The sequence below is a fragment of the Enterococcus sp. DIV2449a genome (genome assembly GCF_051711225.1).
GTDB lineage: Bacteria > Bacillota > Bacilli > Lactobacillales > Enterococcaceae > Enterococcus_D > Enterococcus_D casseliflavus.
Genome location: NZ_JBIOME010000001.1, coordinates 1,905,001 through 1,926,139, shown reverse-complemented (window position 1 = coordinate 1,926,139; position 21,139 = coordinate 1,905,001). Strand labels below are relative to the sequence as shown.

Genomic DNA, 21,139 nt, shown 5'->3' with positions numbered 1-21,139 from the left:
AGAGAGCATTCAAACGAAAAAAAAGAGCAACTATTGCGGCAGTTACCTGCCCAAGAGTTGCTCTTTTTGCTTATAATTGGATCAGCCAATAGCCGATCAAAATGATTCCTAAAACGATACGATACCATCCAAATACGGTAAAATCGTTACGCTTGATGTAGTTCATCAAGAAACGGATCGCGATGATCGAAACGATGAATGAGACGATGGTTCCTGTTAATAAGATGACGGTTCCTTGGAAATCAAAGGCATTGCCATCTTTCAAAAACTTGAAGATTTTCAAGGCACTGGCACCAAACATGGTGGGAATACCTAAGAAAAATGAAAATTCAGCAGCAACATAACGAGAAGCGCCGATCATGATAGCACCTAAGATAGTAGCACCAGAACGAGAAGTTCCTGGGATCAATGCCAATACCTGGAACATGCCGACAATCAAGGCCGCTTTGTAGGTGAATTTGTTCAAATCGGTACATTTCGGTGCTTTATTCTTGTTTCGTTTTTCAACTACGATAAAGCCGATCCCATAAACGATCAAGACGATCGAAACGGAGAAAAAGTTGTAGAAGTGCGCATCTAACCAATCATCTAACGGTAATCCGATAATAACCGATGGCAAGACCGCCACGACGACTTTAAACCATAACGTCCATGTATCTTTTTTCTCTAACTCATTTTTCTGCGGTGAAAAAGGGTTTAGTTTATGGAAATATAAGTAGACGACTGCTAAAATCGCACCCAGTTGTATGACAACATTGAACATCGTCATAAACTCGGGAGTTACATTCAATCCGATAAATTCGTCGGCTAGAATCAAGTGACCCGTGCTGCTGATTGGCAGCCATTCCGTGATCCCTTCAATGATCCCAAATAAAATCGCTTTTATGAAATTTGTAAAAAACATTGGTTCAGTCCTTTCTATGACAAAATACAACTCTTAGTATACCGTTTCCTGATTCGAATACCAATCTTTTTCCTAAAAAAAGGGGGCAGTTTTTAAAACAAAAACTGCTCCTTTCTTAAAGAAATTGATCAACTGCCAAAGGTTTCTCTTAGGATAAAAGTTCTTGAGAGAGTGCTAAGCCTTTTTTGATGTAATCGGTATTGCCCACTTCAGCAATCGTAAAGCTGCCATCTTCGTAGATCAGTCGAGTGACCGAGCCATTTTCAATATCCATGCGAACATTGTTCTCATCATTGATCAGATGCAAAAGAAAAGCGATCGTTAAGCCGTGAGACACAACTAGCGCATTGCCGCCGCCTTTTTTCTCAACGCGGTAGGCGATATCTTCAAACCCTGTTTTGACACGTTCGGTCAAAACATCAAAGGTTTCCGCCCAATTGGCTGTATCTGCGTGGTAGATCGCATTGGCGATCGCCTCAAACGAGACATGATTGGCAATCATATCATCGTAATCAGGAAAGTCAAGAATCCGTGGCAGAACGCCCCACATTTCTGCATCATAGGCACCTTCAAGTGAGCCAAAGCACCATTCACGAATCCGTTTGTCGATATGATAAGGGATCTCTGGTCCTCTGACATGTTCACCCAGTATCAGACGCATCGTTTCGATCGCGCGGCCGCTGTCACTGGATACTGCTTCCACAAAATCCACATCTCGTAACCCGAGTCCTAAATAATGGATGCCTTGTTCACCAGTACGAGTCAATGGGGTGTCGCACCAGCCTTGCACACGCTGCAATGTGTTGAACATGGTTTTCCCGTGACGCACGACATACAATTCCGTTTTTGCCATAAGTAGTAATTCCTCCTTTGGTTCGTAATTCGTTTATGCGTTAAAAAACGGATTGGTCCGTTTCTCAATCTCGATTGTTGTTGGTTCCCCGTGGCCAGGATAAACGGCCATCTGATTCGGTAAAACAAAAAGTTGCGTTTGGATGCTGGTCAGCAATTGCTCAAGGTTGCCAGTTGGTAGATCGGTCCGACCGATGCTGCCTTTAAATAAGGCGTCTCCAGAAACGACAAACTTGTCAAAAATAAAACTGACGCTGCCGATGGAATGACCTGGGGTTGCAACAACCTTAAAGGACATGCCAGCTATCTCGTACTCTTTCAATTCTAGCTCGAATTCTGCTGGACGTGCGGTGATGGTTCCTAATTCAGGATGACGACCAGAAAGGTTTTTCATAGGATCACTTAGCCATTCTTGCTCAAGTGGACTAACGTAAACGGGGATCTGATAATAATCCCGCAAATGGTCAACTGCGCCGATATGGTCATAATGAGTGTGGGTCAATAAAATCGCTGCTGGTTTTGCGCCTGTTTTTTCGATCTCAGCGATCAATCTCGCTGCTTCTGCTCCAGGATCAATAATCAACAAAAAATCTTCTTTCCAAATAAGGTAACAATTTTCTTGAACGGGTCCTGTCACTAAACCAATGATTTTCATGCTAAAACCTCCTAGGATCACAAATACTTGTGTCTGACTATAAGTATAGCTTAAAGTATAAGAGGAAACAAAGAAAGGTTTTTAGGAGTGAAAAATTAATGATAAAAACGATGAACACAGAAGACAATCGTCAGGCGATCTGTCAATGGCTCAATTATTCAACGAAAAAAACAGAGGCAGTGAGTGCCTTTTCCGATCAAGAGCAGCTTTCATTTGCATTTTTTGACAATCACGATCAACTTGGTGGGTTGATTGGGAAACGGACAGGTAATACGATTCATATTCAATTGTTTGCAGTTGATCCAAACCATCAGAATCAAGGGGTGGGGAAACAATTGATGGAAGCACTTTTCGATCACGGTAAAAAAGCGGGGTGTCGTTCCGTGACAGTTACCACCCAAGACTACCAAGCGCCACAGTTCTATCAAGCAGTCGGCTTCGAACAATTTGCTGTGCTTTATGACACACCTGTACTTGGCACGGATAGGCTTTATTTCGTGAAGATGCTGTGACCACCCTATGGCAGGCAGGTGATAAGGCTAACCAATAGTTTGATGAGAGAAAAGCTCAGAATTATTGTGGGAATTCGAAAATTTTTCTAAGAAACCGCATTAGCAAAAAACTGCTGTTATACTAATTAAAATAAGAAAGCGCGTGTTTCGTTTGAAACTGGTCTAATTTTTTCCTGCAGCAGAAACATTCGTCGTGACTAAGTTCGGGGAAAGTAAGTGTTCAGGACCTTGTGTTCGTTTTGATTGGTATACATCAACTTTTTGTAAGAAGGTGTTTTTTATGAAAAAATCGCTCCAATTCTTTTTCACTGTATGCTTTGCTGTGCTTCTTTTAGCGAGCTGTGGTGAGGAAGAGCTATCCATCGATGATTCGAAAGAAGTTTCTGAAACCGTTACTTCCGCCTCCAAAGCAGTTGAAAATGGCGACCTTGATTTGATGTTGATCCAAGATGAGAGTGTCATCTTTCCGCAAAGCCAAGGGGTTTATGATTTCCATGAGAATGAGTTGACGATCGTTAAGCAGTATTTGCCGATGGCAGACTTAGAAGATAGTTCAGCCAGCTCTAGTGATGTTGCCTTGTATAAAGGACAAATCGAAAGTGATTTTCAGCGTCATTTTTCCCATTCAGAGGTACAGTTGTCCAACGATCCTTATCAAATTTATGAGATCACCTATCAAGATGCCTCATACATCGTCGAAGGAAAACGTTTGACGATCATGGCAGATGGGCGAACCTTTGAGTTCACCTTAGATCCCAATAATCAGAAGGCCTATGATCAAAATGGCGTTAGCTATGACATTCAGGTCGATCAATAAATTTTCTTAAAAAAATATTCCTGCTTTACTTGCTTAGGTGAGTAGAGTAGGTTTTTTTGGTGACCTTTCGTCAAACCCATTTTCTGGAAGTGGAAATGGCGTTGATTACCTGATGAGAAGGCATTTTGCCGCAAGTGATTTTTTTAGAGATCAAACCTGTTTGGATAGGATACTCTCCGCAGAGGATGAAAAGCTGTTTCTGTTCGCTTTTCCAAAAGTGATCTATCCGCTATAATGGCAAACGAGAAGGTGAACACGTGTATAAAGGAAAAGTTGCGGTTAGAAAAATCGTAGAATTTATTTTGCGCAGAGGCGATATTGATAGCCGCAAAGTCAGTAATCATACCGCACAAGAAGGCGCCCGTATCCATCGCCAACTACAAAAAGAGGCTGGGGATGCGTATCAAAAAGAAGTCTTTTTCAAACGAGAAAGCCAAATTGAGAAAGATTCGATCACTGTCGAAGGACGTGCCGATGGTCTCTTTTTTGATGCAGCTGTTAATTCTTGGGTGATCGATGAGATCAAAACTTCAGAACCAGCTTTCGAAGATATCCCTGAAGATCAAATCGATTTGTTTTTTGCCCAGGGAATGGTTTATGCTTATTTGTTTTTACTACAAGAAAATGAACAAGCAGCGCTTAATGACAGTGAAAAACAAGAGAAACCAGAAGCAGAAGCTACTGCTGATGGAGAAAATGATCCGAGGAGACCCATCGATCGGATCGCCGTACAATTGACTTATTATCAAACCACTGAAAAGCTGACCACCCGTACGAGAAGAACATTTCAGTTCTCAGAATTAGCTGTTTTTTATGAAGAATTACTTCAGGAATATCATAAATGGTTAGTTTTTCAAGAGAATTGGCGCCGTGTCCGCAATACGTCTTTGCAGCTGCTGTCTTTTCCCTTTGAAACCTTTCGCAAAGGGCAGCGAGAGTTAGCAGCAGCGGCGTATAAAACACTAAAAAATGACAAGCGACTTTTTGCGGAAGCGCCAACGGGAACTGGAAAAACCATGTCAACGCTGTTTCCCGCATTAAAAGTTCTCGGGGAAGAAGGGGCAGATCGGGTCTTTTATCTGACGGCGAAGACGATCACCAGACAAGTGGCTGAAGATGCGTTGAGCAAGTTAGCAGACAACGGTAGTGAAACCAAGAGTGTCACGATCACTGCCAAAGATAAAATTTGCTTTCTGGATGAACGAAATTGTACGCCAGAGCATTGTCCTTATGCACAAGGTTATTACAATCGAATCAACGAAGCATTGTGGGATCTGTTGCATCACGAAAACCAAATAACCCGAGAAGTGATCGAGACTTATGGAATGAAGCATACGGTTTGTCCCTTTGAGCTTTCACTGGATGTCAGTGTCTTTTGCGATGTCATTATTGGTGATTATAATTATTTGTTTGATCCAACCGTTTATTTACGGAGATTTTTTGAAGAGCCAGACGAAGAGTATTTCTTTTTAGTGGATGAAGCCCATAACTTAGTTAATCGTTCGAAAGAAATGTATTCCGCAACGATCTTACGACAGCCATTTAAGGAATTAAAGAAGAAGCTGCCGAAGGATCAACAGAAATTAAAACGCGCACTAAACAGAGTTGATAAAGAATTTGCGGCTTTAGCCCAATTAGCAAAAGAGGAAGGATGGTCATACCACCATCAAGCAGCTCCCCATGAAACAATGGTCAATCAGCTATACAAATTAGCTGAATTGATGAAGGAATGGTTGCCGGCAAATCCTGAGCATGAATTGCAAGAAGAAGTGCTGCAAGTGTATTTTGAAGCTAACCATTATTTGAAGATCAGTGAATTTTATGATGATCACTACGAAACGACGGTGGAGATCGACCGCTATGATATCAAACTACGGCAATTTTGCATCGAACCAGCGCCGTTTTTGGAATCTGTGTTAGATAAGGGCAAGGCCAGCCTGTTGTTTTCTGCGAGCTTTACCCCTTTGTCGTATTATCAAGAAGTATTAGGTGGCGGCGATGAAGCTTTGCGCTATCGCTTGCCAAGTCCTTTTGATCCGAAAAATCAGGGGATTTTTATTGCGGACTATATCCAAACGACATATCGCCAACGTGAAGCCAGCATTCCTGCGATCGTTGATGCGATCCAGCAAATGACGGCAGCGAAAGCGGGAAACTATATGGTCTTTTTCCCATCTTATCGTTATTTGGATGAGGTGGCGGCAGCATTTTCTCAACAGGCGCCAGAGGTGGAGGTCTTGATTCAGGGGACTGCTATGAACGAAGCAGAGCGCGAGGCGTTTCTTGCGCAGTTTCAATCTTTTGACTCGCAACAATCATCCTTGCTGGATAAAAGTCAAGACGAACCAAAGAGTCAACCAAAAACTTTGGTGGCATTTTGTGTCCTTGGAGGAATTTTTTCTGAAGGGATCGACCTAAAAGGCGATCGCTTGATCGGTGCCGCAGTGGTAGGAGTCGGACTGCCGCAAATCAATCACGAGCAAGAATTGATTCGGGAATATTACGATGAGAAAAAGGCAGCTGGCTTTGCGTATGCCTATCAGCTGCCAGGGATGAATAAAGTCCTGCAAGCAGCCGGTCGAGTGATTCGGGATGTCAGCGATCGTGGCGTGGTGTTATTGCTGGATCAGCGCTTTCGGACACCGCGTTACCAAGAACTTTTCCCACTGCATTGGCAGCATGCCTTGCAGATTCGTCGGCCGCAAGAGTTATCAAAGGCATTGACTCATTTTTGGCAAGAAAAAAACTAGAAGCAGAGCTTTCAAGAGCGGTTGCGCAAAATCAGTAGATAAAGCTGATTTTGCCTAACCATCACGTTAGGCTCTGTTCTAGTTTTTTTGATTAGCGATAATTTGTAAATTGTAAATCGATCGTCAGGGGCAGTTTACGCAACAATTGGATCACCTCTTGCAGATCGTCACGACTTTTGCCTGTTACCCGAATTTGATTGTCTTGAATTTGGGTTTTAACTTTTAGCTTGGCGTTTTTGATCGCTGTCGTTATTTTTTTGGCGTTTTCTTTATCGATGCCATTGATCAATTCTGCCGTTTGACGAGCTTTTGCCCCCAAGGCATGCTCCGTTTCGCCAAATTGAATATTTTTCGTTGGTACATTCCGTTTGATCAGCTTCGCAAAGAGCACATCTTTGATTTGCTCCAACTTAAATTCGTCATCTCCAACGATCGTCAGTTTGCCCTCAGTCATCTTGATTTCTACCGTGGAGCCTTTAAAATCAAATCGGTTTTTCAATTCTTTTTCCGCCTGTTGAATGGCGTTTTTCACTTCTTCTGTTTTGATCTCAGATACGACATCAAAACTTGCTTCTTTTGCCAAAATCAATCACTCCTCTCATCTCTTACCTATGATTTTAACATGGAGGCGAACGATGCGGGAATGAAAAGTAAATTTTTGCAAATAATTGTTTCATTTTTTCACACAAACTGCTATTCTTTGGAAGGAGATTTTTAGTGAAGGAGCTAGATCATTGTGAGTAAGTTATTAACGAAGCACGAACAATCAGAACGATTGAAAAAAATAGGGGTTATTTTGCTGTCAGGTATCACTGCAGCCATTGCTTTAAATTTCTTTTTGATTCCCGCAAACGTTCTTTCTGCTGGGATGAACGGGGTCGCCCAATTGATCGTGGCACTTGCCTTGGAACATTTTGGCGTTCACCTTAGTACAGGGCTGTTTATTTTCCTCTTAAACTTGCCTATCTTTGTTCTCGGGTTCATCAAACTCGGGAAATCATCGACACTATTGAGCTTTATCAATGTCGTTGTCGTTTCCGTCTTAACGATGATCCTTCCGCAAGGAGCGATCACTGACAATATTTTGGTTAACGCTTTGCTAGGTGGCGTACTGTTGGGCGTCGGCGTTGCGTTTTCACTGAAAATGGGTTTTACCACCGGCGGAATGGATATCCTTTCGTTGATATTATCAAAAACGACTGGAAAAACAGTCGGTAAATATATGTTTATTTTAAACGGCATCATTGTCATGGTCTCAGGTTTCGTCTTTTCTTGGGAAAGTGCGCTGTACACGATCATTTCGATTTTCGCAATGAGCTACGTTGTGGACATGCTGCACACAAGTCATCAAAAGGTAACGGCAATGATTATTACGACCAATGCGGAAGCTGTTGGGAAAAATATTTCTAAGCATGTGTTTCGCGGCATGACTTTGTTCCCCTCAGTCGGAGGGTATTCAGGCGTACCTGGTAATATGATCATGATGGTCGTGACCCGCTACGAGATCTACGATTTAGAACAAGCCGTTTTAGAAGCTGACGGCAATGCGTTTATTAATTTTGTGCCGACCCAATCGATTACAGGCCGTTTTGCGACAGATGATGAACAACGGACCTTTAAAACGACAGGGGTCTTCCCAGAACTGAAAATACACAAGAAAAGCCGGCCATAATCAAGGATCGTCCATTTACAAATCTTGCAAAAGAAGGTATTATTTGAAACAAGAATTAAAGGAGGTCTTCAACCGTGGCATATACTGAAGTAGAAGCAGAAGCAATCAAAGAGCGTGTCTTGGCTGCCTTGGAAACCGTGATTGACCCTGAGTTGGGGATTGATATAGTGAATCTAGGCTTAGTTTATGAAGTCGAATTTGATGCAGAAACAGGCAATACCGTAATCAAAATGACCTTAACAACAATGGGCTGTCCCTTAGCCGACGTATTGACTGAATCGATACACGAAGCACTAAGCGATATTCCAGAAGTCAAAAATCCAGAGGTGAAATTAGTCTGGTATCCCGCTTGGACGACCGATAAAATGAGTCGTTATGCAAGGATTGCTTTGGGGATTCGTTAAGGATTTTCAATCATAGAAAGTTGTTTCATATTTGTTAACTAGATGGAACAAGCTGTTTTCTTAGGTGTCGGACAGTTGGCAAAATGAGGATATAAACACAGAACTCTTTTATTAACTTTGAAAAAGTTGGTAGAAGAGTTTTTTTATAGAATACTTTCTTAAATAAACAGTTACTTGGTGAAAAAGTTATGCTTTTTTACTAAAAGCATTAAAGAAAATCATATATTTTAAAACTTGAAAGCTCAACGTATTTTCCATTCATATAACAACTCAAAGTGAGTTAGTATTTAACTTTGCCGAAATAGTAATACTTTCTATAAACCTTCGATCACTTTGACAAAAAGAGAGCATAGATTAAATTCTTATTCATCCACATTGATAACCTTAAGGTGCATCCCAGAAAACATGTCTAAATAAAAGTTACTGAATTTAGTCAGAGATTTTGGGATACGATGAATTTTCCTTAAGGAGTCAATGTAGAATGAAGAAGGATGATTCTAGGAATGCTTTTTCAAAGGTCATGTGATTTCATCCTATCAACTGACTCTTGGTTAACAAATATACAAATGTGTTCTATGCAACCATACATATAGGAAAACGATAGCCAAACTACAGTTTCGGTCAATCATTTAGCGAGTTACATATTTTTATTAGAGATTCGAGATTAATTAATTGTATTAATGTATAATTATAGTTAAGTTGTAAAAATGATTTGGTTGATTCCCTTGATCATAAAAACAAAAAGGAGTGTGTTTTGTGGATTTTCTATTTACTTTATTTGCTTTTATTTTCGTCGCAGTTATCTTATATCATATTGTCGAATTCTTAAAGGATCAATCTACGCCAGAAGTGGCAGTACTTGCCACGCTAGTAGACAAACGAATGACTAGTAGCACGAATATTGCTGCAAACGGCTTTACGAATCAATCCATTACCTATTATCTTTTATTTGAAATCGCAAGTGGCGAAAGATTAGAATTTAAAGTAGGGTATGGAAAATACAAATTATACGTCATCGGAGATAATGGAGTGTTGAGGTATCAAAGAAAAAGGTTTAATTCACTTGATAGGTAAAAAATTTGTATGTATATAGTATGTGTTTATTCGTTTTCAATTTAAAAAAAAGTTGAACAGTCAATTAAAAAACTCCTATTCAAGTGTCTTATCATTTGAAATGATTTGAATTGTACGCTTTCGATGGAAAACGCAAGTATTATCGAGTAACACTTGAGAATTTCTACTTATGAGGTCGCATAAATAAAACCAAAACCGAAGGAAATTTCCTGCGACGAATGGCTTAATTTAGTTTACCCATCCGTTTTATTGGCGGAAGTGATGAGCTACAGATAGTTTTTAAATACTCATAAATAGAATAGATTGCTTCACCAAAACCTCGTGACTCATTGTTACGAGGTTTTTTGTTTTTTACGTGACTTCAGAAATAATTGCAAAAAGGAAAAATCGTTCTTGGTTTTTCACAAACATTTTCTCTTTCAAGTAACAAATATGGAACTTGAAATACTAAAAGTGTTACTTGTGAGGTACATCCGACGCACCTTACAATGAACATGTAAAATAAGAAAGAATGAATGGAGTTGAACGTTTGTGAAAAAAATGAAGGCTGCGTTGATGTATGGACCAGGAGATATTCGCTATGAACAAGTAGAGCGACCCTGCTGTCCAGAAGGAGGTTTTCTATTGAAGGTTAAGGCAGTTGGTCTGTGCGGATCTGATATTCGCAATTTGCTGACTGATTCAAAAGCGGGGCGCTACCCTCATATTTATGGACACGAAATCGTTGGTGAGATCGTCGAAATTGATGAAAATGTGACGAAGTATCAAAGAGGGCAGATGGTTTATGTATACCCTATGGCTCATTGCCTACGTTGCGAAAATTGTCGTAATGGGAAGCACGAATGTTGTACGGAAGCTGAAAGTTACACCGATCTTCAAGGCGGTTTTGCAGAGTATATAGCATATAGTGCTACAAGAGTAGAACGAGGAGCGATTTTTGAAGTGCCAGAAGGACGAGAGCCTATCGCGGCAACATTAGCTGAACCCTTATCCTCCACTTATGCATGCATGGAGAATATTCAGGTTTCGTTAGGTGATTCGGTCGTCATTATTGGTGCAGGTCCAATTGGGGTCTTTTTAGCGATTCTAGCAAGGATTCGTGGAGCAAGAAAGGTGATCGTGATTGATAAAAATGCTGACAGACTAGCTCTTATGGAAGCGTTTGATGTAGATCATAGGATCGATTCTTCAAAAGAAAATCCTGTTGAAAAGGTGAAAGAGTATACGAATGGACATGGCGCACATAAAGTGATTTCAGCCAATCCATCAATAGAAGCACAGCAACAAAGTATTTTTATGGCTAGAAAATGTGGGACTGTCGTCTTTTTTGGTGGTGTAGCAAAGAATCAACTAACGCCTATAGATACGAATGCAGTTCATTATAACAATCTCTGGATTTATGGTCATTATGGTGCAAATAGTATTCAAGTCGAAAAAGCTTTCCATTTATCCTTATCAGATCAGTTGCCTGCTGAAAAAATTATCTCTCATGTGTTGCCTTTAACTGACATCAATCAGGCCATCGAATTGACAAGAGAAGGGAAGGCGTTAAAAGTCGTTTTACTACCAGAAGAAGAGTATAAAATTCATTCTATATTGAAATCTCAAAAATAGAGTAAGGAAAGGAGGAGAAAGAAAATGAATAAAAAAATTGAGATCTATATTGCCTGTGGTAGTGGGATCGCCACGTCCACAGTTGTTCAAGAGAAAGTCAAACAAATCTTGGCTCAGAGCAACATTCAGGCTTCCATCACCAAAGGGAATATTAGTCAAATTCCCTCAAAAGCAGAAACGGTGGATTTAATCTTGGTGACTACTCGATATGTCAAGCCAGTAAAAGTACCGATTCTTCCTGTTTTCAGTTTGATCTCTGGAATCAACGAAGAGCAGACCGCGCAGAAAATCGTTGAAGAGTGCCATCGAATTATTAAAGGGGGATAAAAATGGAAGCTGTATTATCAGTTATTCAGAACATCATGGATATGGGGGCATCGGTTATGCTACCCGTTGTCATTTTTATTTTGAGCTGTGTCTTTAGGATGAAAATTGGCAAAGCGCTAAAAACAGGGCTTTTAGTCGGCATCGGCTTTCAAGGGTTGGGACTTGTTGTAGGACTCCTTGGTACTTCCTTGCAACCAGCCATCGATTATTATCAGGAAATGGGATCAGGATATACCACGATGGATGTTGGCTGGGCTGCTGTTGGAGCGGCTTCGTGGTCAGTACCTTTTGCAGCGATTGCTATTTTGATGATCGTGGGGTTGAATGTATTGTTTATTCTTTTGAAATGGACAACGGTCATGAATGTCGACATTTGGAACTATATTCATTTTTTGATTCCTGGAGCATTAGCGTATGCCTTGTTTGATAGTTTTTGGCTAGGTTTGACTGTTACGGTTGGCTTATCAATTGTCACTTTATTCGTGGCTCAGTGGTTTGCTCCTAGATGGGAGGCGTATTACGGACTGGAAGGCACGACTTGTACGACATTTTCATTTATTACATTCGCTTATCCTTTTGGACTATTAGTAAATAAACTGATCGATCTGATTCCTGGTCTTAACAAAATCGATATCAGTTTGGAAAAAGTGGAAAGTAAAATTGGTTTTTTTGGAGATCCAGCAGTTATCGGTTTGTTGGTGGGAACTTTTCTAGGCGTATTGACACGCCAAGAATTTACGGTAGCGATTTCTATGGGGGTTGGAGTTTCGGCGGTGCTAGTACTGATACCCAAAATGGTCTCTGTTATGATGGAAGGCTTGACTGCGATCGGAGAAGCTGCCAAAGAATTTATGAAGAAACATATTGGCGAAGGGAAAAAATTATATATCGGAATGGACATTGCTCTTGGTCTTGGAGATCCGACAGCGATCACAACGACAGTGATTCTGATTCCGATAGCAATATTCTTAGCATTTATTATCCCTGGTATGCATTATTTTCCAGTAGGTGTTTTAACAGTAATCGTATATATGATTCCACTGCTAGCATTAGCATCAAATGGCAATCTTTTTCGAACACTCGTCACTGGCTTTTTCTTCTTAGTCATCGTTCTAATTGGAACAAACACCTTTGCACCTGAAGCAACCGAAATGATGAATGCGACCGGTGTGCCTGTGGAAGGTGTTGTGACAGATAGTTTCTGGGGCTACAATTTAGCAAATATTATAATCAGCTTATTTCATCGAATCGTTGGGTAATTGACCGAATGAATAAACGAATTATTGACAAAATAAATGGCTTAGTGGGAGAGAAATAGTGTATGAAATTTAAAGCAATCGAATTGAATGAGCGCTCAAATATAGAAGTGATTAAACAATGCGGACTTGAGCTGCTTAACGAAGGGATCGTCGGGAATAGTTTTATTGAGTCTTGTATCGAACGCGAACATCATTTTCCTACTGGTTTGCCAGTTGACCCGCCAGTTGCGATTCCGCATACCTTTGATCCCTCTGTGAAAGAATCTTCTGTTTGTTATGCAAGACTAAAAAAGCCTGTGACTTTTAAACAGATGGATACTCAAGTAGACGACTTAGCAGTCGAACATGTATTTTGCATGGCACTAAAAGATGAGCATACCTATATTGATTTTCTTCAAAAATTGATTTTAAGCATCCAGTCTCAAAATTTTATTGTTCAATTAAGCAAGTGTGAACCTGAAAACCTTGTTGATTTTTTAAGAGAGAATTTGTCTATTCATTAAGGAGGAGTGCTGTGAGGAAAATTACTGCTGAAATCATCTATCTCCTACTATATAACAAAATAACGAAAATTAGATTGGAGCAACTTTATAAAAACTTGAATCTCTCGCCAAAGAAATTCACGAGTGAAATCAAAGTCATGAACTCGTTTCTAAATACTCACGATATGCCGCAAGTGAAAATTGAAAGCGGATACTTACGGGTTCCTGATGAACTAGATTTGTCAGAAGCTTATCAGCTTGTTTTAGAATTGTCCCCTTACGACTATTCCTTGAATCCTGATGAAAGACGCACATTACTTCTGATCAATTTATTGATAACAGAAGATGTTCTTACGATGGATCATTTTGCTGATTTGTTTTACGTCAGTCGATTAACAATCATCCGCGATATCAATACGTTGAAAAAACAAGAAGTGATCATGAGTAAATATATCGAAACGCTTAGGGGTGAAGGGGTTATCCTTAAGATGAATCAATCGGAGAAAAGAGAGTATTTGTTTACATTGTTTTTAGAAAATATAGACGCAAAAGGATACATCAATTATGTCGGAATGCAAATCCTTCGGGCATTTGACGGGTCAATGGAGTATTTAGACTTTTTGGGATTCATTTTTAACGAGTTAAAGTATGCAGAAAAGTATCAGCAGTTTGATCTTTTCGTCTATATTTTTATCGTTATCAATATGCCTCGCAAAGAACAAGGTGAATCTCCCAAATTTGTCGTTATGTCGGAAAACCTGAGCATACTCATCGATCAAATTGAAAAAAGATTTGATCGAACGATCTCTTTCGAAGACAAACAGGCAATAGCAGAATTTTGTCATTTGAAAAAGCGAAAAAATGCGAAGGATGCTGAATTGTATAATTTGGTCATCTATTTTCTGAATAAAATTGATGAAGATTTAAGGACGACTCTAAAGTACGAATTTGACTTAATTTCTGATCTATACAATCACTTACAAATTATTGAAGAAGAGAACATTATTTTGGATATTGAAAATATCGGTCTTTTGCGGCATCAGTTTATGGATATTATCGTAGCTGTAAGGGCTAATAGTGGTGTCAGTGAAAACTACCTGTCCCGATCCTTCAATGAATCATTTATTACTACGATCGCTATTCATATCGCAACTGCCTTAACCCGACAAGAATATAAGATGAGCAAAATCGATATCTGGATCGTGTGTGAAAATTTATCGATAGCGAAAATGATTGCTATGAAAATTAGTCGATACAAGCAGTTCAAAATTATGGATGTGCTAACATTTGGTACTTATCGTAAGATGTGCTTCCGTCAAAAAGCCAATCGTTTAATCTTAACTGCTGATTCTTTGCCTTTTTTGGAAGAGGATGTTTTAAGAATAACACCTTTTGTGACCCAAGAAGATATCCAAAAAATAGTAAAGATGGTTGACCGTTTGTTTACGATTAATGAAGAAGAGACTGAAGAAAAATTTGTTCAATTTGTCCAACAACCACAAAGGAGATTGCATGATTACTTGTTAAATTCGCATGTTATCAGAATCGACCAAAAATGTTCTTGGGAGCGTTCTTTACGCTTAGCAGGGGAAGTATTGACACAAAATGAGTGTATCGAGCAGAGCTATGTAGAAGAAGTCGTTGAAAACGTGAAACAAAATGGACCTTATATCGTAATAAGTGAAGGTGTTGCTTTAGCTCATGCGAACAATCGGGGAAATGTCCACCGTAGCACGATTAGCCTTTTGACGAATAAACAAAAAATCTCTTACGGATCTGAGGATTATTTTCAAGTGACTTATGTTTTCTTCGTCGCTCTTGTAAGAAGTGAAGAATACTTAGAAATTGTTGAAGATATAATGTTTCTTGGGAAATATGGATTAATTGAAAAATATTTACGTTTTAGACAGGAGGAAGCCGATGGATTATTTAGAAGAACGGAAATTCATATGTAAGATCGCCAAATCTTTATTTGACAGGAAGCTAACGGATGCTGCTGGTGGCAATATCTCTATAAAAGTTTCAGAAGATCATTTCTTGATGACGCCTACTTTGGCATCTGTTCAGTATCTTTGGGAATTAGAGGCAGCGCAAATTATTTTGGTAGATAAGAAACTATCCCTCATCGAAGGTACTGGTCGCTTGACCAGGGAAATCAATATGCATATGAGTTTTTATCACTCAGATCCACGGATAAAAGCAGTGATTCATGCTCATCCATTAAATTTGATGGTTTACAGTTGTATAGGGACTGATATGCCCATCGTCTGTGAAAACCTTCGTTTCGGACCGGATGCGATCCGTTGTTTGGATTATGCACCTGCAACAACTGAAAAGTTAGCAAACTTTGTTGGTGACTACTCTCAAAACATGGTGACAAATAAAGAAAGACTACCATATGGAATGTTACTGCGAGAACATGGGGTAATTGTTGGAGCCACTAATTTGGCTTTTGCAAATGATTATCTGTAGAGACTAGAAACAAATGCTTATGTGCATTTACATTCGCAAGCGCTTCTCCAGCAGGGCTATGAATATTATACTGATAAAACAAACGTTACCTATGAATCCCATGAATGAAGATTGGAGGAGAGTAGATGAGGGCTGGTTTCTTAATTGGACTGAATGAATTTGAGATTCGAGAAATGGATGTTCCACAATGCCATCAGAATGAAGTGATTGTAAAAGTTGAAGCTTCAGGAATCTGTGGGTCAGATATCCACAAAATGAGTAAAGGTTGGAAATACCAGTTACCTATGATCATGGGGCACGAGATGGCTGGGACTATTGTAAAAGTTGGTCGTTCTGTTCATCATTTAAAAAAAGACGATCGAGTTGCTGTTGTCCCATTTATTCCTTGTCATAACTGTGCATATTGTGCTATCGGGAAGTATCAATTATGCACGGACTATATCATGATGGGCTCGCAACGGTTTGGAGGATTTGCTGAATACGTCTCCGTGCCAGCGAGCAATATCGTGAAAATAGGAACTAAGTTGACGTTTGAAGAAGCGTCCATGATTGAGCCTCTTGCTGTCTCAGCGCATGGTGTTTATGGAATCGAACCTAGAGTGGGCGATGTCGTTGCCGTTTTTGGGTTAGGAACGATTGGGTTGCTGACGATCCAATGGTTAAAAATTGCGGGTGTGAAAACGATCATTGGCATTGATATTCAATCAGAGAAACTGGAACAAGCATTAGATTTAGGTGTCACCGATACGATCGATCCTAGTGTTCAAGACCTTGAAAAAGAGATTTCTCGGATAACGGATGGTTTAGGCGTAGATATTGCAATGGAATGTGCAGGTACTAAAATAACTGAAGAACAATGTCTCTTAGTGACAAAAAAAGGCGGGAAAATTGGATTTCAAGGGATCGCTTATTCTGATGTTTTGATTAAGCAACGGGCATTTGAAAAAATCTTTCGCAGTGAATTAACCATTAAGGGTTTTTGGAATAGCTATTCTGCACCTTTCCCAGGTAAAGAATGGTTTGATTCGATCACCTTTTTAGAAAGCGGACGCTTAAGTGTCAGTCATATGATTTCCCATCGCTTTCCGTTAGAGGATCTTCAAAGAGCATTTGATTTAGCGGTAAATAGAAGTGAAAGCTTTAATAAAATCATGATCATGCTCTAAAAAACCAACATATGATTACAGAACAAACAGATTGTTTTCAAAAACCATATTTATTCAGCAAGCTTTAATAAGCTGTATGGATATGGTTTTTTTATTTGCTACAGTGATTAAAGAGGTTGCTCCTTCTAAAACCTGTCCCACTCAAAGACACCGTTGCATTTTCAGAAATGAAACGGTAAACTAGTTGAAAAGATTGGAGGAATGAATCAATGTTAGCTACGAATTTTGGGAAATATACATACGAAAATCCGTTTATGAACGCCTCAGGAGTCCATTGTATGACGATCGAGGAATTAGATGAATTAGCGGTATCAGCAGCTGGATCATTTGTCACAAAGAGTGCAACGCTAGAAGCACGTGCCGGAAATCCAGAACCACGTTATACCGATTTACCGTTAGGAAGCATCAATTCGATGGGATTACCAAATCTAGGGGTGGACTACTACTTAGATTATGCCATCAAAAAACAGCAGGAAATGAATCAGCAAGCGCCTTTCTTTTTCTCTGTCGCTGGTATGAGCATGGCTGAAAACATTGAGTTATTGAAGAAGATCCAAGAAAGTGATTTTGAAGGAATCACTGAGTTGAATCTTTCTTGTCCAAACGTGCCAGGAAAACCACAAGTTGCCTATGATTTTCCTTTGACCGATCAAATTCTTGAAACAGTCTTTGGTTTTTTCACAAAACCTTTAGGTGTCAAATTGCCGCCATACTTTGATTTGGCTCACTTTGATGAGATGGCTAAGATATTAAACAAGTATCCGTTAACCTACATCAATTCAATCAATAGTATTGGGAATGCTTTATTCATCGATCCTGCTACTGACTCGGTAGTCATCAAACCAAAAGGTGGTTTTGGTGGTCTCGGAGGCGAATATGTGAAACCAACGGCATTAGCCAATGTGCGGGCTTTCTATACACGTCTCAAGCCAGAAATCAAAATTATTGGTACAGGTGGGATTCGTAATGGTCAAGACGCGTATGAGCATTTGTTGTGTGGTGCCTCTATGTTGCAGATCGGCACAGAGTTGCAAAAAGAAGGGCCGGCGATCTTTGAACGATTGACAAAAGAATTAGAAACGATCATGAAAGAAAAAGGATATCAATCAATCAGTGAATTTCAAGGCAAACTAAAAACGATTGATTAAAACGACTTTCTATCATCCTCTGTTTCTTTTTATAGAAGAAAGTCATAGAAGAAAGGTGGGGTTAAATGGAGAAATTTCGTAAAACAACTGAGGGCGATTTAACGGAGTTAATGGCGCTGATTGAGGAAGGAATTGCTTTTTTAAAAGCTCAAGGATCACCACAATGGCAAAATGGCTATGGCCCAAAAGAAACTCAAATCAAAGAAGATATTGCAAAAGGCGAAAGCTATGTGTTAGTGAAAGATGGGAAAATCTCAGCGTCTGCGGCACTGGTTTCTGGTGATGATCCTGTCTACAACGCAATTACCGGCGCAGGGTGGGATGGGAACGGTCCGTATCTATCCATTCATCGCGTCGTTGTCAGTTCTCATTTTAAAGGGCAAAAGTTAAGTGCCAAATTGCTGCAAGCTCTTGAAGTGGTTGCATTAGAGCAAGGAATCGTTGATATGCGTATCGATACGTATAAAGCCAATATTGGGATGCAAAAGAATATCCAAGCAGCTGGCTATCAATATAAAGGAGAGGTAACATTTCCTTTTCCGAATGGAGAGCGATTGGCTTTTCAAAAACGTTTGATCACAAACTAAACATTCTTTTTCCATTCTTGTCACTTGGCTGAAAGAATGGAAAAGTTGTGTCAAAGTGAATTTTTGGTATGAAAATGCGGATAATGGTTGTCAGAATCCTTTCGGCTTGCTAAGATAAGCACGTAAAGGACGGTGCCAAATGAAGAAAAGAATCAAAAAGAAAAAAGCTTATAAAAAATACATCCATGATATTTTTGCAGGGTATGAAGAAATGCTTGAAAATCCAGCGATCGATGAGAAGAAGTTCTCTTATTTGAAAGAAGAAACAACCTTAAAACGAGACGATCAAAATCAAATCCGTTTCCGTACGATCGATATTGATTAAACTACCTTTTGGTAGTTTTTTTCTTTATTTTTGTTAATTGGAAAAATTTCAGAAAAAAAGCTTGCTCTTTCATTCATAGAATGATAAAGTATTCAACGTTGGCAATTGAGCCAGCGGGTCAAAACAACAGTTGAAAAAACTTCAAAAAAAGACTTGACCAAAAATAAAACAGATGATATTATAACGAAGTCGCAATAATAAAACAGTTAATCAATGTTGATACATCAACAAAATTAATTGAAAAAAGTTGTTGACAAATAACAAATCATTTGTTATTCTAATTAAGTCGCTGAGACAGCCGCTACGAAGTTGAAAAACAACGAGCGAAAAAAACTTTTAAAAAAGAGTTGACAATCGAATGTCGCTCTGATATGATATAAAAGTTGCTAACACAGCATGGTAGACCTTTGAAAACTGAACAAAGCAAGCAAACGAACCAATGTGTAGGACGTTTCAATTTATTGAAACAAATACATGCAAGCAATAGCTAGCAAAGTTAATTTTTATGAGCTTAATGACCGTATGGTCATTCAAACAAATCATTATGAGAGTTTGATCCTGGCTCAGGACGAACGCTGGCGGCGTGCCTAATACATGCAAGTCGAACGCTTTTTCTTTCACCGGAGCTTGCTCCACCGAAAGAAAAAGAGTGGCGAACGGGTGAGTAACACGTGGGTAACCTGCCCATCAGAAGGGGATAACACTTGGAAACAGGTGCTAATACCGTATAACACTATTTTCCGCATGGAAGAAAGTTGAAAGGCGCTTTTGCGTCACTGATGGATGGACCCGCGGTGCATTAGCTAGTTGGTGAGGTAACGGCTCACCAAGGCAACGATGCATAGCCGACCTGAGAGGGTGATCGGCCACACTGGGACTGAGACACGGCCCAGACTCCTACGGGAGGCAGCAGTAGGGAATCTTCGGCAATGGACGAAAGTCTGACCGAGCAACGCCGCGTGAGTGAAGAAGGTTTTCGGATCGTAAAACTCTGTTGTTAGAGAAGAACAAGGATGAGAGTAAAATGTTCATCCCTTGACGGTATCTAACCAGAAAGCCACGGCTAACTACGTGCCAGCAGCCGCGGTAATACGTAGGTGGCAAGCGTTGTCCGGATTTATTGGGCGTAAAGCGAGCGCAGGCGGTTTCTTAAGTCTGATGTGAAAGCCCCCGGCTCAACCGGGGAGGGTCATTGGAAACTGGGAGACTTGAGTGCAGAAGAGGAGAGTGGAATTCCATGTGTAGCGGTGAAATGCGTAGATATATGGAGGAACACCAGTGGCGAAGGCGGCTCTCTGGTCTGTAACTGACGCTGAGGCTCGAAAGCGTGGGGAGCGAACAGGATTAGATACCCTGGTAGTCCACGCCGTAAACGATGAGTGCTAAGTGTTGGAGGGTTTCCGCCCTTCAGTGCTGCAGCAAACGCATTAAGCACTCCGCCTGGGGAGTACGACCGCAAGGTTGAAACTCAAAGGAATTGACGGGGGCCCGCACAAGCGGTGGAGCATGTGGTTTAATTCGAAGCAACGCGAAGAACCTTACCAGGTCTTGACATCCTTTGACCACTCTAGAGATAGAGCTTCCCCTTCGGGGGCAAAGTGACAGGTGGTGCATGGTTGTCGTCAGCTCGTGTCGTGAGATGTTGGGTTAAGTCCCGCAACGAGCGCAACCCTTATTGTTAGTTGCCATCATTTAGTTGGGCACTCTAGCGAGACTGCCGGTGACAAACCGGAGGAAGGTGGGGATGACGTCAAATCATCATGCCCCTTATGACCTGGGCTACACACGTGCTACAATGGGAAGTACAACGAGTTGCGAAGTCGCGAGGCTAAGCTAATCTCTTAAAGCTTCTCTCAGTTCGGATTGTAGGCTGCAACTCGCCTACATGAAGCCGGAATCGCTAGTAATCGCGGATCAGCACGCCGCGGTGAATACGTTCCCGGGCCTTGTACACACCGCCCGTCACACCACGAGAGTTTGTAACACCCGAAGTCGGTGAGGTAACCTTTTTGGAGCCAGCCGCCTAAGGTGGGATAGATGATTGGGGTGAAGTCGTAACAAGGTAGCCGTATCGGAAGGTGCGGCTGGATCACCTCCTTTCTAAGGAATATTTCGGAAG

20 protein-coding genes and 1 rRNA gene are annotated in these 21,139 nt (G+C 40.4%); 17 read left to right on the top strand and 4 right to left on the bottom strand.

Annotation, left to right across the window (positions count from 1 at the left end; all coding sequences use genetic code 11):
• Positions 1 to 70 precede the first annotated feature (70 nt).
• From IGI76_RS09090 to IGI76_RS09080, 3 genes are all read right to left on the bottom strand, one after another.
• Positions 71 to 904 (bottom strand): undecaprenyl-diphosphate phosphatase, encoded by an 834-nt coding sequence (locus IGI76_RS09090; protein WP_005230172.1) that lies wholly within the window; start codon positions 902 to 904, stop codon positions 71 to 73.
• 148 nt (positions 905 to 1,052) lie between these two features.
• A complete protein-coding gene (locus IGI76_RS09085) occupies positions 1,053 to 1,757 on the bottom strand; it encodes a histidine phosphatase family protein (RefSeq protein WP_005230175.1) in 705 nt (234 codons plus the stop codon).
• A gap of 33 nt (positions 1,758 to 1,790) precedes the next feature.
• A complete protein-coding gene (locus IGI76_RS09080) occupies positions 1,791 to 2,411 on the bottom strand; it encodes an MBL fold metallo-hydrolase (protein ID WP_005230178.1) in 621 nt (206 codons plus the stop codon).
• Between the two features lie 98 nt (positions 2,412 to 2,509).
• Between IGI76_RS09080 and IGI76_RS09075 the strand changes: the two genes are divergently transcribed.
• The 3 genes from IGI76_RS09075 to IGI76_RS09065 all read left to right on the top strand — a co-directional run bounded on the left by IGI76_RS09075 (position 2,510) and on the right by IGI76_RS09065 (position 6,490).
• The gene (locus IGI76_RS09075; RefSeq protein ID WP_438781407.1) at positions 2,510 to 2,923 is read left to right on the top strand and encodes a GNAT family N-acetyltransferase; all 414 of its coding nucleotides are present in this window, start codon (positions 2,510 to 2,512) and stop codon (positions 2,921 to 2,923) included.
• Positions 2,924 to 3,203: 280 nt separating this feature from the next.
• A complete protein-coding gene (locus tag IGI76_RS09070; protein ID WP_016611127.1) occupies positions 3,204 to 3,740 on the top strand; it encodes a hypothetical protein in 537 nt (178 codons plus the stop codon).
• Positions 3,741 to 3,997: 257 nt separating this feature from the next.
• The gene (locus IGI76_RS09065; RefSeq protein ID WP_333719211.1) at positions 3,998 to 6,490 is read left to right on the top strand and encodes an ATP-dependent DNA helicase; all 2,493 of its coding nucleotides are present in this window, start codon (positions 3,998 to 4,000) and stop codon (positions 6,488 to 6,490) included.
• Positions 6,491 to 6,581: 91 nt separating this feature from the next.
• Here the strand turns inward: IGI76_RS09065 and IGI76_RS09060 are convergent, their stop codons facing one another.
• Positions 6,582 to 7,073, bottom strand: coding sequence for a YajQ family cyclic di-GMP-binding protein (locus IGI76_RS09060; RefSeq protein WP_438781403.1), 492 nt, complete (start codon positions 7,071 to 7,073; stop codon positions 6,582 to 6,584).
• Positions 7,074 to 7,226: 153 nt separating this feature from the next.
• Between IGI76_RS09060 and IGI76_RS09055 the strand changes: the two genes are divergently transcribed.
• From IGI76_RS09055 to IGI76_RS08990, 14 genes are all read left to right on the top strand, one after another.
• On the top strand, positions 7,227 to 8,162 hold the full coding sequence (locus tag IGI76_RS09055; RefSeq protein ID WP_005230189.1) for a YitT family protein: 936 nt from the start codon (positions 7,227 to 7,229) through the stop codon (positions 8,160 to 8,162).
• Positions 8,163 to 8,236: 74 nt separating this feature from the next.
• On the top strand, positions 8,237 to 8,566 hold the full coding sequence (locus IGI76_RS09050; protein WP_005231940.1) for a metal-sulfur cluster assembly factor: 330 nt from the start codon (positions 8,237 to 8,239) through the stop codon (positions 8,564 to 8,566).
• 756 nt (positions 8,567 to 9,322) lie between these two features.
• Entirely contained in the window at positions 9,323 to 9,640 is a 318-nt protein-coding gene (locus IGI76_RS09045) for a DUF2500 domain-containing protein (RefSeq protein WP_081117258.1), read from the top strand.
• 540 nt (positions 9,641 to 10,180) lie between these two features.
• The gene (locus tag IGI76_RS09040; RefSeq protein ID WP_333719209.1) at positions 10,181 to 11,254 is read left to right on the top strand and encodes an alcohol dehydrogenase catalytic domain-containing protein; all 1,074 of its coding nucleotides are present in this window, start codon (positions 10,181 to 10,183) and stop codon (positions 11,252 to 11,254) included.
• A 24-nt stretch (positions 11,255 to 11,278) separates the two neighbouring features.
• Positions 11,279 to 11,581, top strand: coding sequence for a PTS sugar transporter subunit IIB (locus tag IGI76_RS09035; protein ID WP_015509814.1), 303 nt, complete (start codon positions 11,279 to 11,281; stop codon positions 11,579 to 11,581).
• A gap of 2 nt (positions 11,582 to 11,583) precedes the next feature.
• The gene (locus IGI76_RS09030; protein ID WP_005236230.1) at positions 11,584 to 12,840 is read left to right on the top strand and encodes a PTS transporter subunit IIC; all 1,257 of its coding nucleotides are present in this window, start codon (positions 11,584 to 11,586) and stop codon (positions 12,838 to 12,840) included.
• Between the two features lie 62 nt (positions 12,841 to 12,902).
• Positions 12,903 to 13,343 (top strand): PTS sugar transporter subunit IIA, encoded by a 441-nt coding sequence (locus IGI76_RS09025; protein WP_081117255.1) that lies wholly within the window; start codon positions 12,903 to 12,905, stop codon positions 13,341 to 13,343.
• Positions 13,344 to 13,678: 335 nt separating this feature from the next.
• The gene (locus IGI76_RS09020) at positions 13,679 to 15,277 is read left to right on the top strand and encodes a PTS sugar transporter subunit IIA (protein ID WP_438781401.1); all 1,599 of its coding nucleotides are present in this window, start codon (positions 13,679 to 13,681) and stop codon (positions 15,275 to 15,277) included.
• Complete coding sequence (locus IGI76_RS09015; protein WP_333719207.1) at positions 15,243 to 15,794, top strand: class II aldolase/adducin family protein; 552 nt, start codon at positions 15,243 to 15,245, stop codon at positions 15,792 to 15,794. The genes IGI76_RS09020 and IGI76_RS09015 overlap by 35 nt, the downstream gene beginning before the upstream one ends.
• Positions 15,795 to 15,919: 125 nt before the next feature.
• Positions 15,920 to 16,960 (top strand): galactitol-1-phosphate 5-dehydrogenase, encoded by a 1,041-nt coding sequence (locus tag IGI76_RS09010; RefSeq protein ID WP_333719206.1) that lies wholly within the window; start codon positions 15,920 to 15,922, stop codon positions 16,958 to 16,960.
• Positions 16,961 to 17,169: 209 nt separating this feature from the next.
• Positions 17,170 to 18,108, top strand: a complete 939-nt coding sequence (locus tag IGI76_RS09005) for a dihydroorotate oxidase (protein WP_333719205.1) — start codon at positions 17,170 to 17,172, stop codon at positions 18,106 to 18,108.
• Positions 18,109 to 18,173: 65 nt separating this feature from the next.
• Complete coding sequence (locus IGI76_RS09000) at positions 18,174 to 18,695, top strand: GNAT family N-acetyltransferase (protein WP_430599408.1); 522 nt, start codon at positions 18,174 to 18,176, stop codon at positions 18,693 to 18,695.
• A gap of 139 nt (positions 18,696 to 18,834) precedes the next feature.
• On the top strand, positions 18,835 to 19,020 hold the full coding sequence (locus IGI76_RS08995) for a hypothetical protein (protein WP_005230211.1): 186 nt from the start codon (positions 18,835 to 18,837) through the stop codon (positions 19,018 to 19,020).
• A 540-nt stretch (positions 19,021 to 19,560) separates the two neighbouring features.
• A 16S ribosomal RNA gene (locus IGI76_RS08990) occupies positions 19,561 to 21,120 on the top strand.
• The last annotated feature ends 19 nt before the right edge of the window (positions 21,121 to 21,139 follow it).

Excerpts from the sequence above, each read along its gene's own strand:
- IGI76_RS09090 (WP_005230172.1), bottom strand. The coding sequence starts at position 904 with ATGTTTTTTACAAATTTCATAAAAGCGATTTTATTTGGGATCATTGAA.
- IGI76_RS09085 (WP_005230175.1), bottom strand. The coding sequence starts at position 1,757 with ATGGCAAAAACGGAATTGTATGTCGTGCGTCACGGGAAAACCATGTTC.
- IGI76_RS09080 (WP_005230178.1), bottom strand. The coding sequence starts at position 2,411 with ATGAAAATCATTGGTTTAGTGACAGGACCCGTTCAAGAAAATTGTTAC.
- IGI76_RS09075 (WP_438781407.1), top strand. The coding sequence starts at position 2,510 with ATGATAAAAACGATGAACACAGAAGACAATCGTCAGGCGATCTGTCAA.
- IGI76_RS09070 (WP_016611127.1), top strand. The coding sequence starts at position 3,204 with ATGAAAAAATCGCTCCAATTCTTTTTCACTGTATGCTTTGCTGTGCTT.
- IGI76_RS09040 (WP_333719209.1), top strand. The coding sequence starts at position 10,181 with ATGAAGGCTGCGTTGATGTATGGACCAGGAGATATTCGCTATGAACAA.
- IGI76_RS09035 (WP_015509814.1), top strand. The coding sequence starts at position 11,279 with ATGAATAAAAAAATTGAGATCTATATTGCCTGTGGTAGTGGGATCGCC.
- IGI76_RS09030 (WP_005236230.1), top strand. The coding sequence starts at position 11,584 with ATGGAAGCTGTATTATCAGTTATTCAGAACATCATGGATATGGGGGCA.
- IGI76_RS09025 (WP_081117255.1), top strand. The coding sequence starts at position 12,903 with ATGAAATTTAAAGCAATCGAATTGAATGAGCGCTCAAATATAGAAGTG.
- IGI76_RS09020 (WP_438781401.1), top strand. The coding sequence starts at position 13,679 with ATGGATCATTTTGCTGATTTGTTTTACGTCAGTCGATTAACAATCATC.
- IGI76_RS09015 (WP_333719207.1), top strand. The coding sequence starts at position 15,243 with ATGGATTATTTAGAAGAACGGAAATTCATATGTAAGATCGCCAAATCT.
- IGI76_RS09010 (WP_333719206.1), top strand. The coding sequence starts at position 15,920 with ATGAGGGCTGGTTTCTTAATTGGACTGAATGAATTTGAGATTCGAGAA.
- IGI76_RS09005 (WP_333719205.1), top strand. The coding sequence starts at position 17,170 with ATGTTAGCTACGAATTTTGGGAAATATACATACGAAAATCCGTTTATG.
- IGI76_RS09000 (WP_430599408.1), top strand. The coding sequence starts at position 18,174 with ATGGAGAAATTTCGTAAAACAACTGAGGGCGATTTAACGGAGTTAATG.
- IGI76_RS08995 (WP_005230211.1), top strand. The coding sequence starts at position 18,835 with ATGAAGAAAAGAATCAAAAAGAAAAAAGCTTATAAAAAATACATCCAT.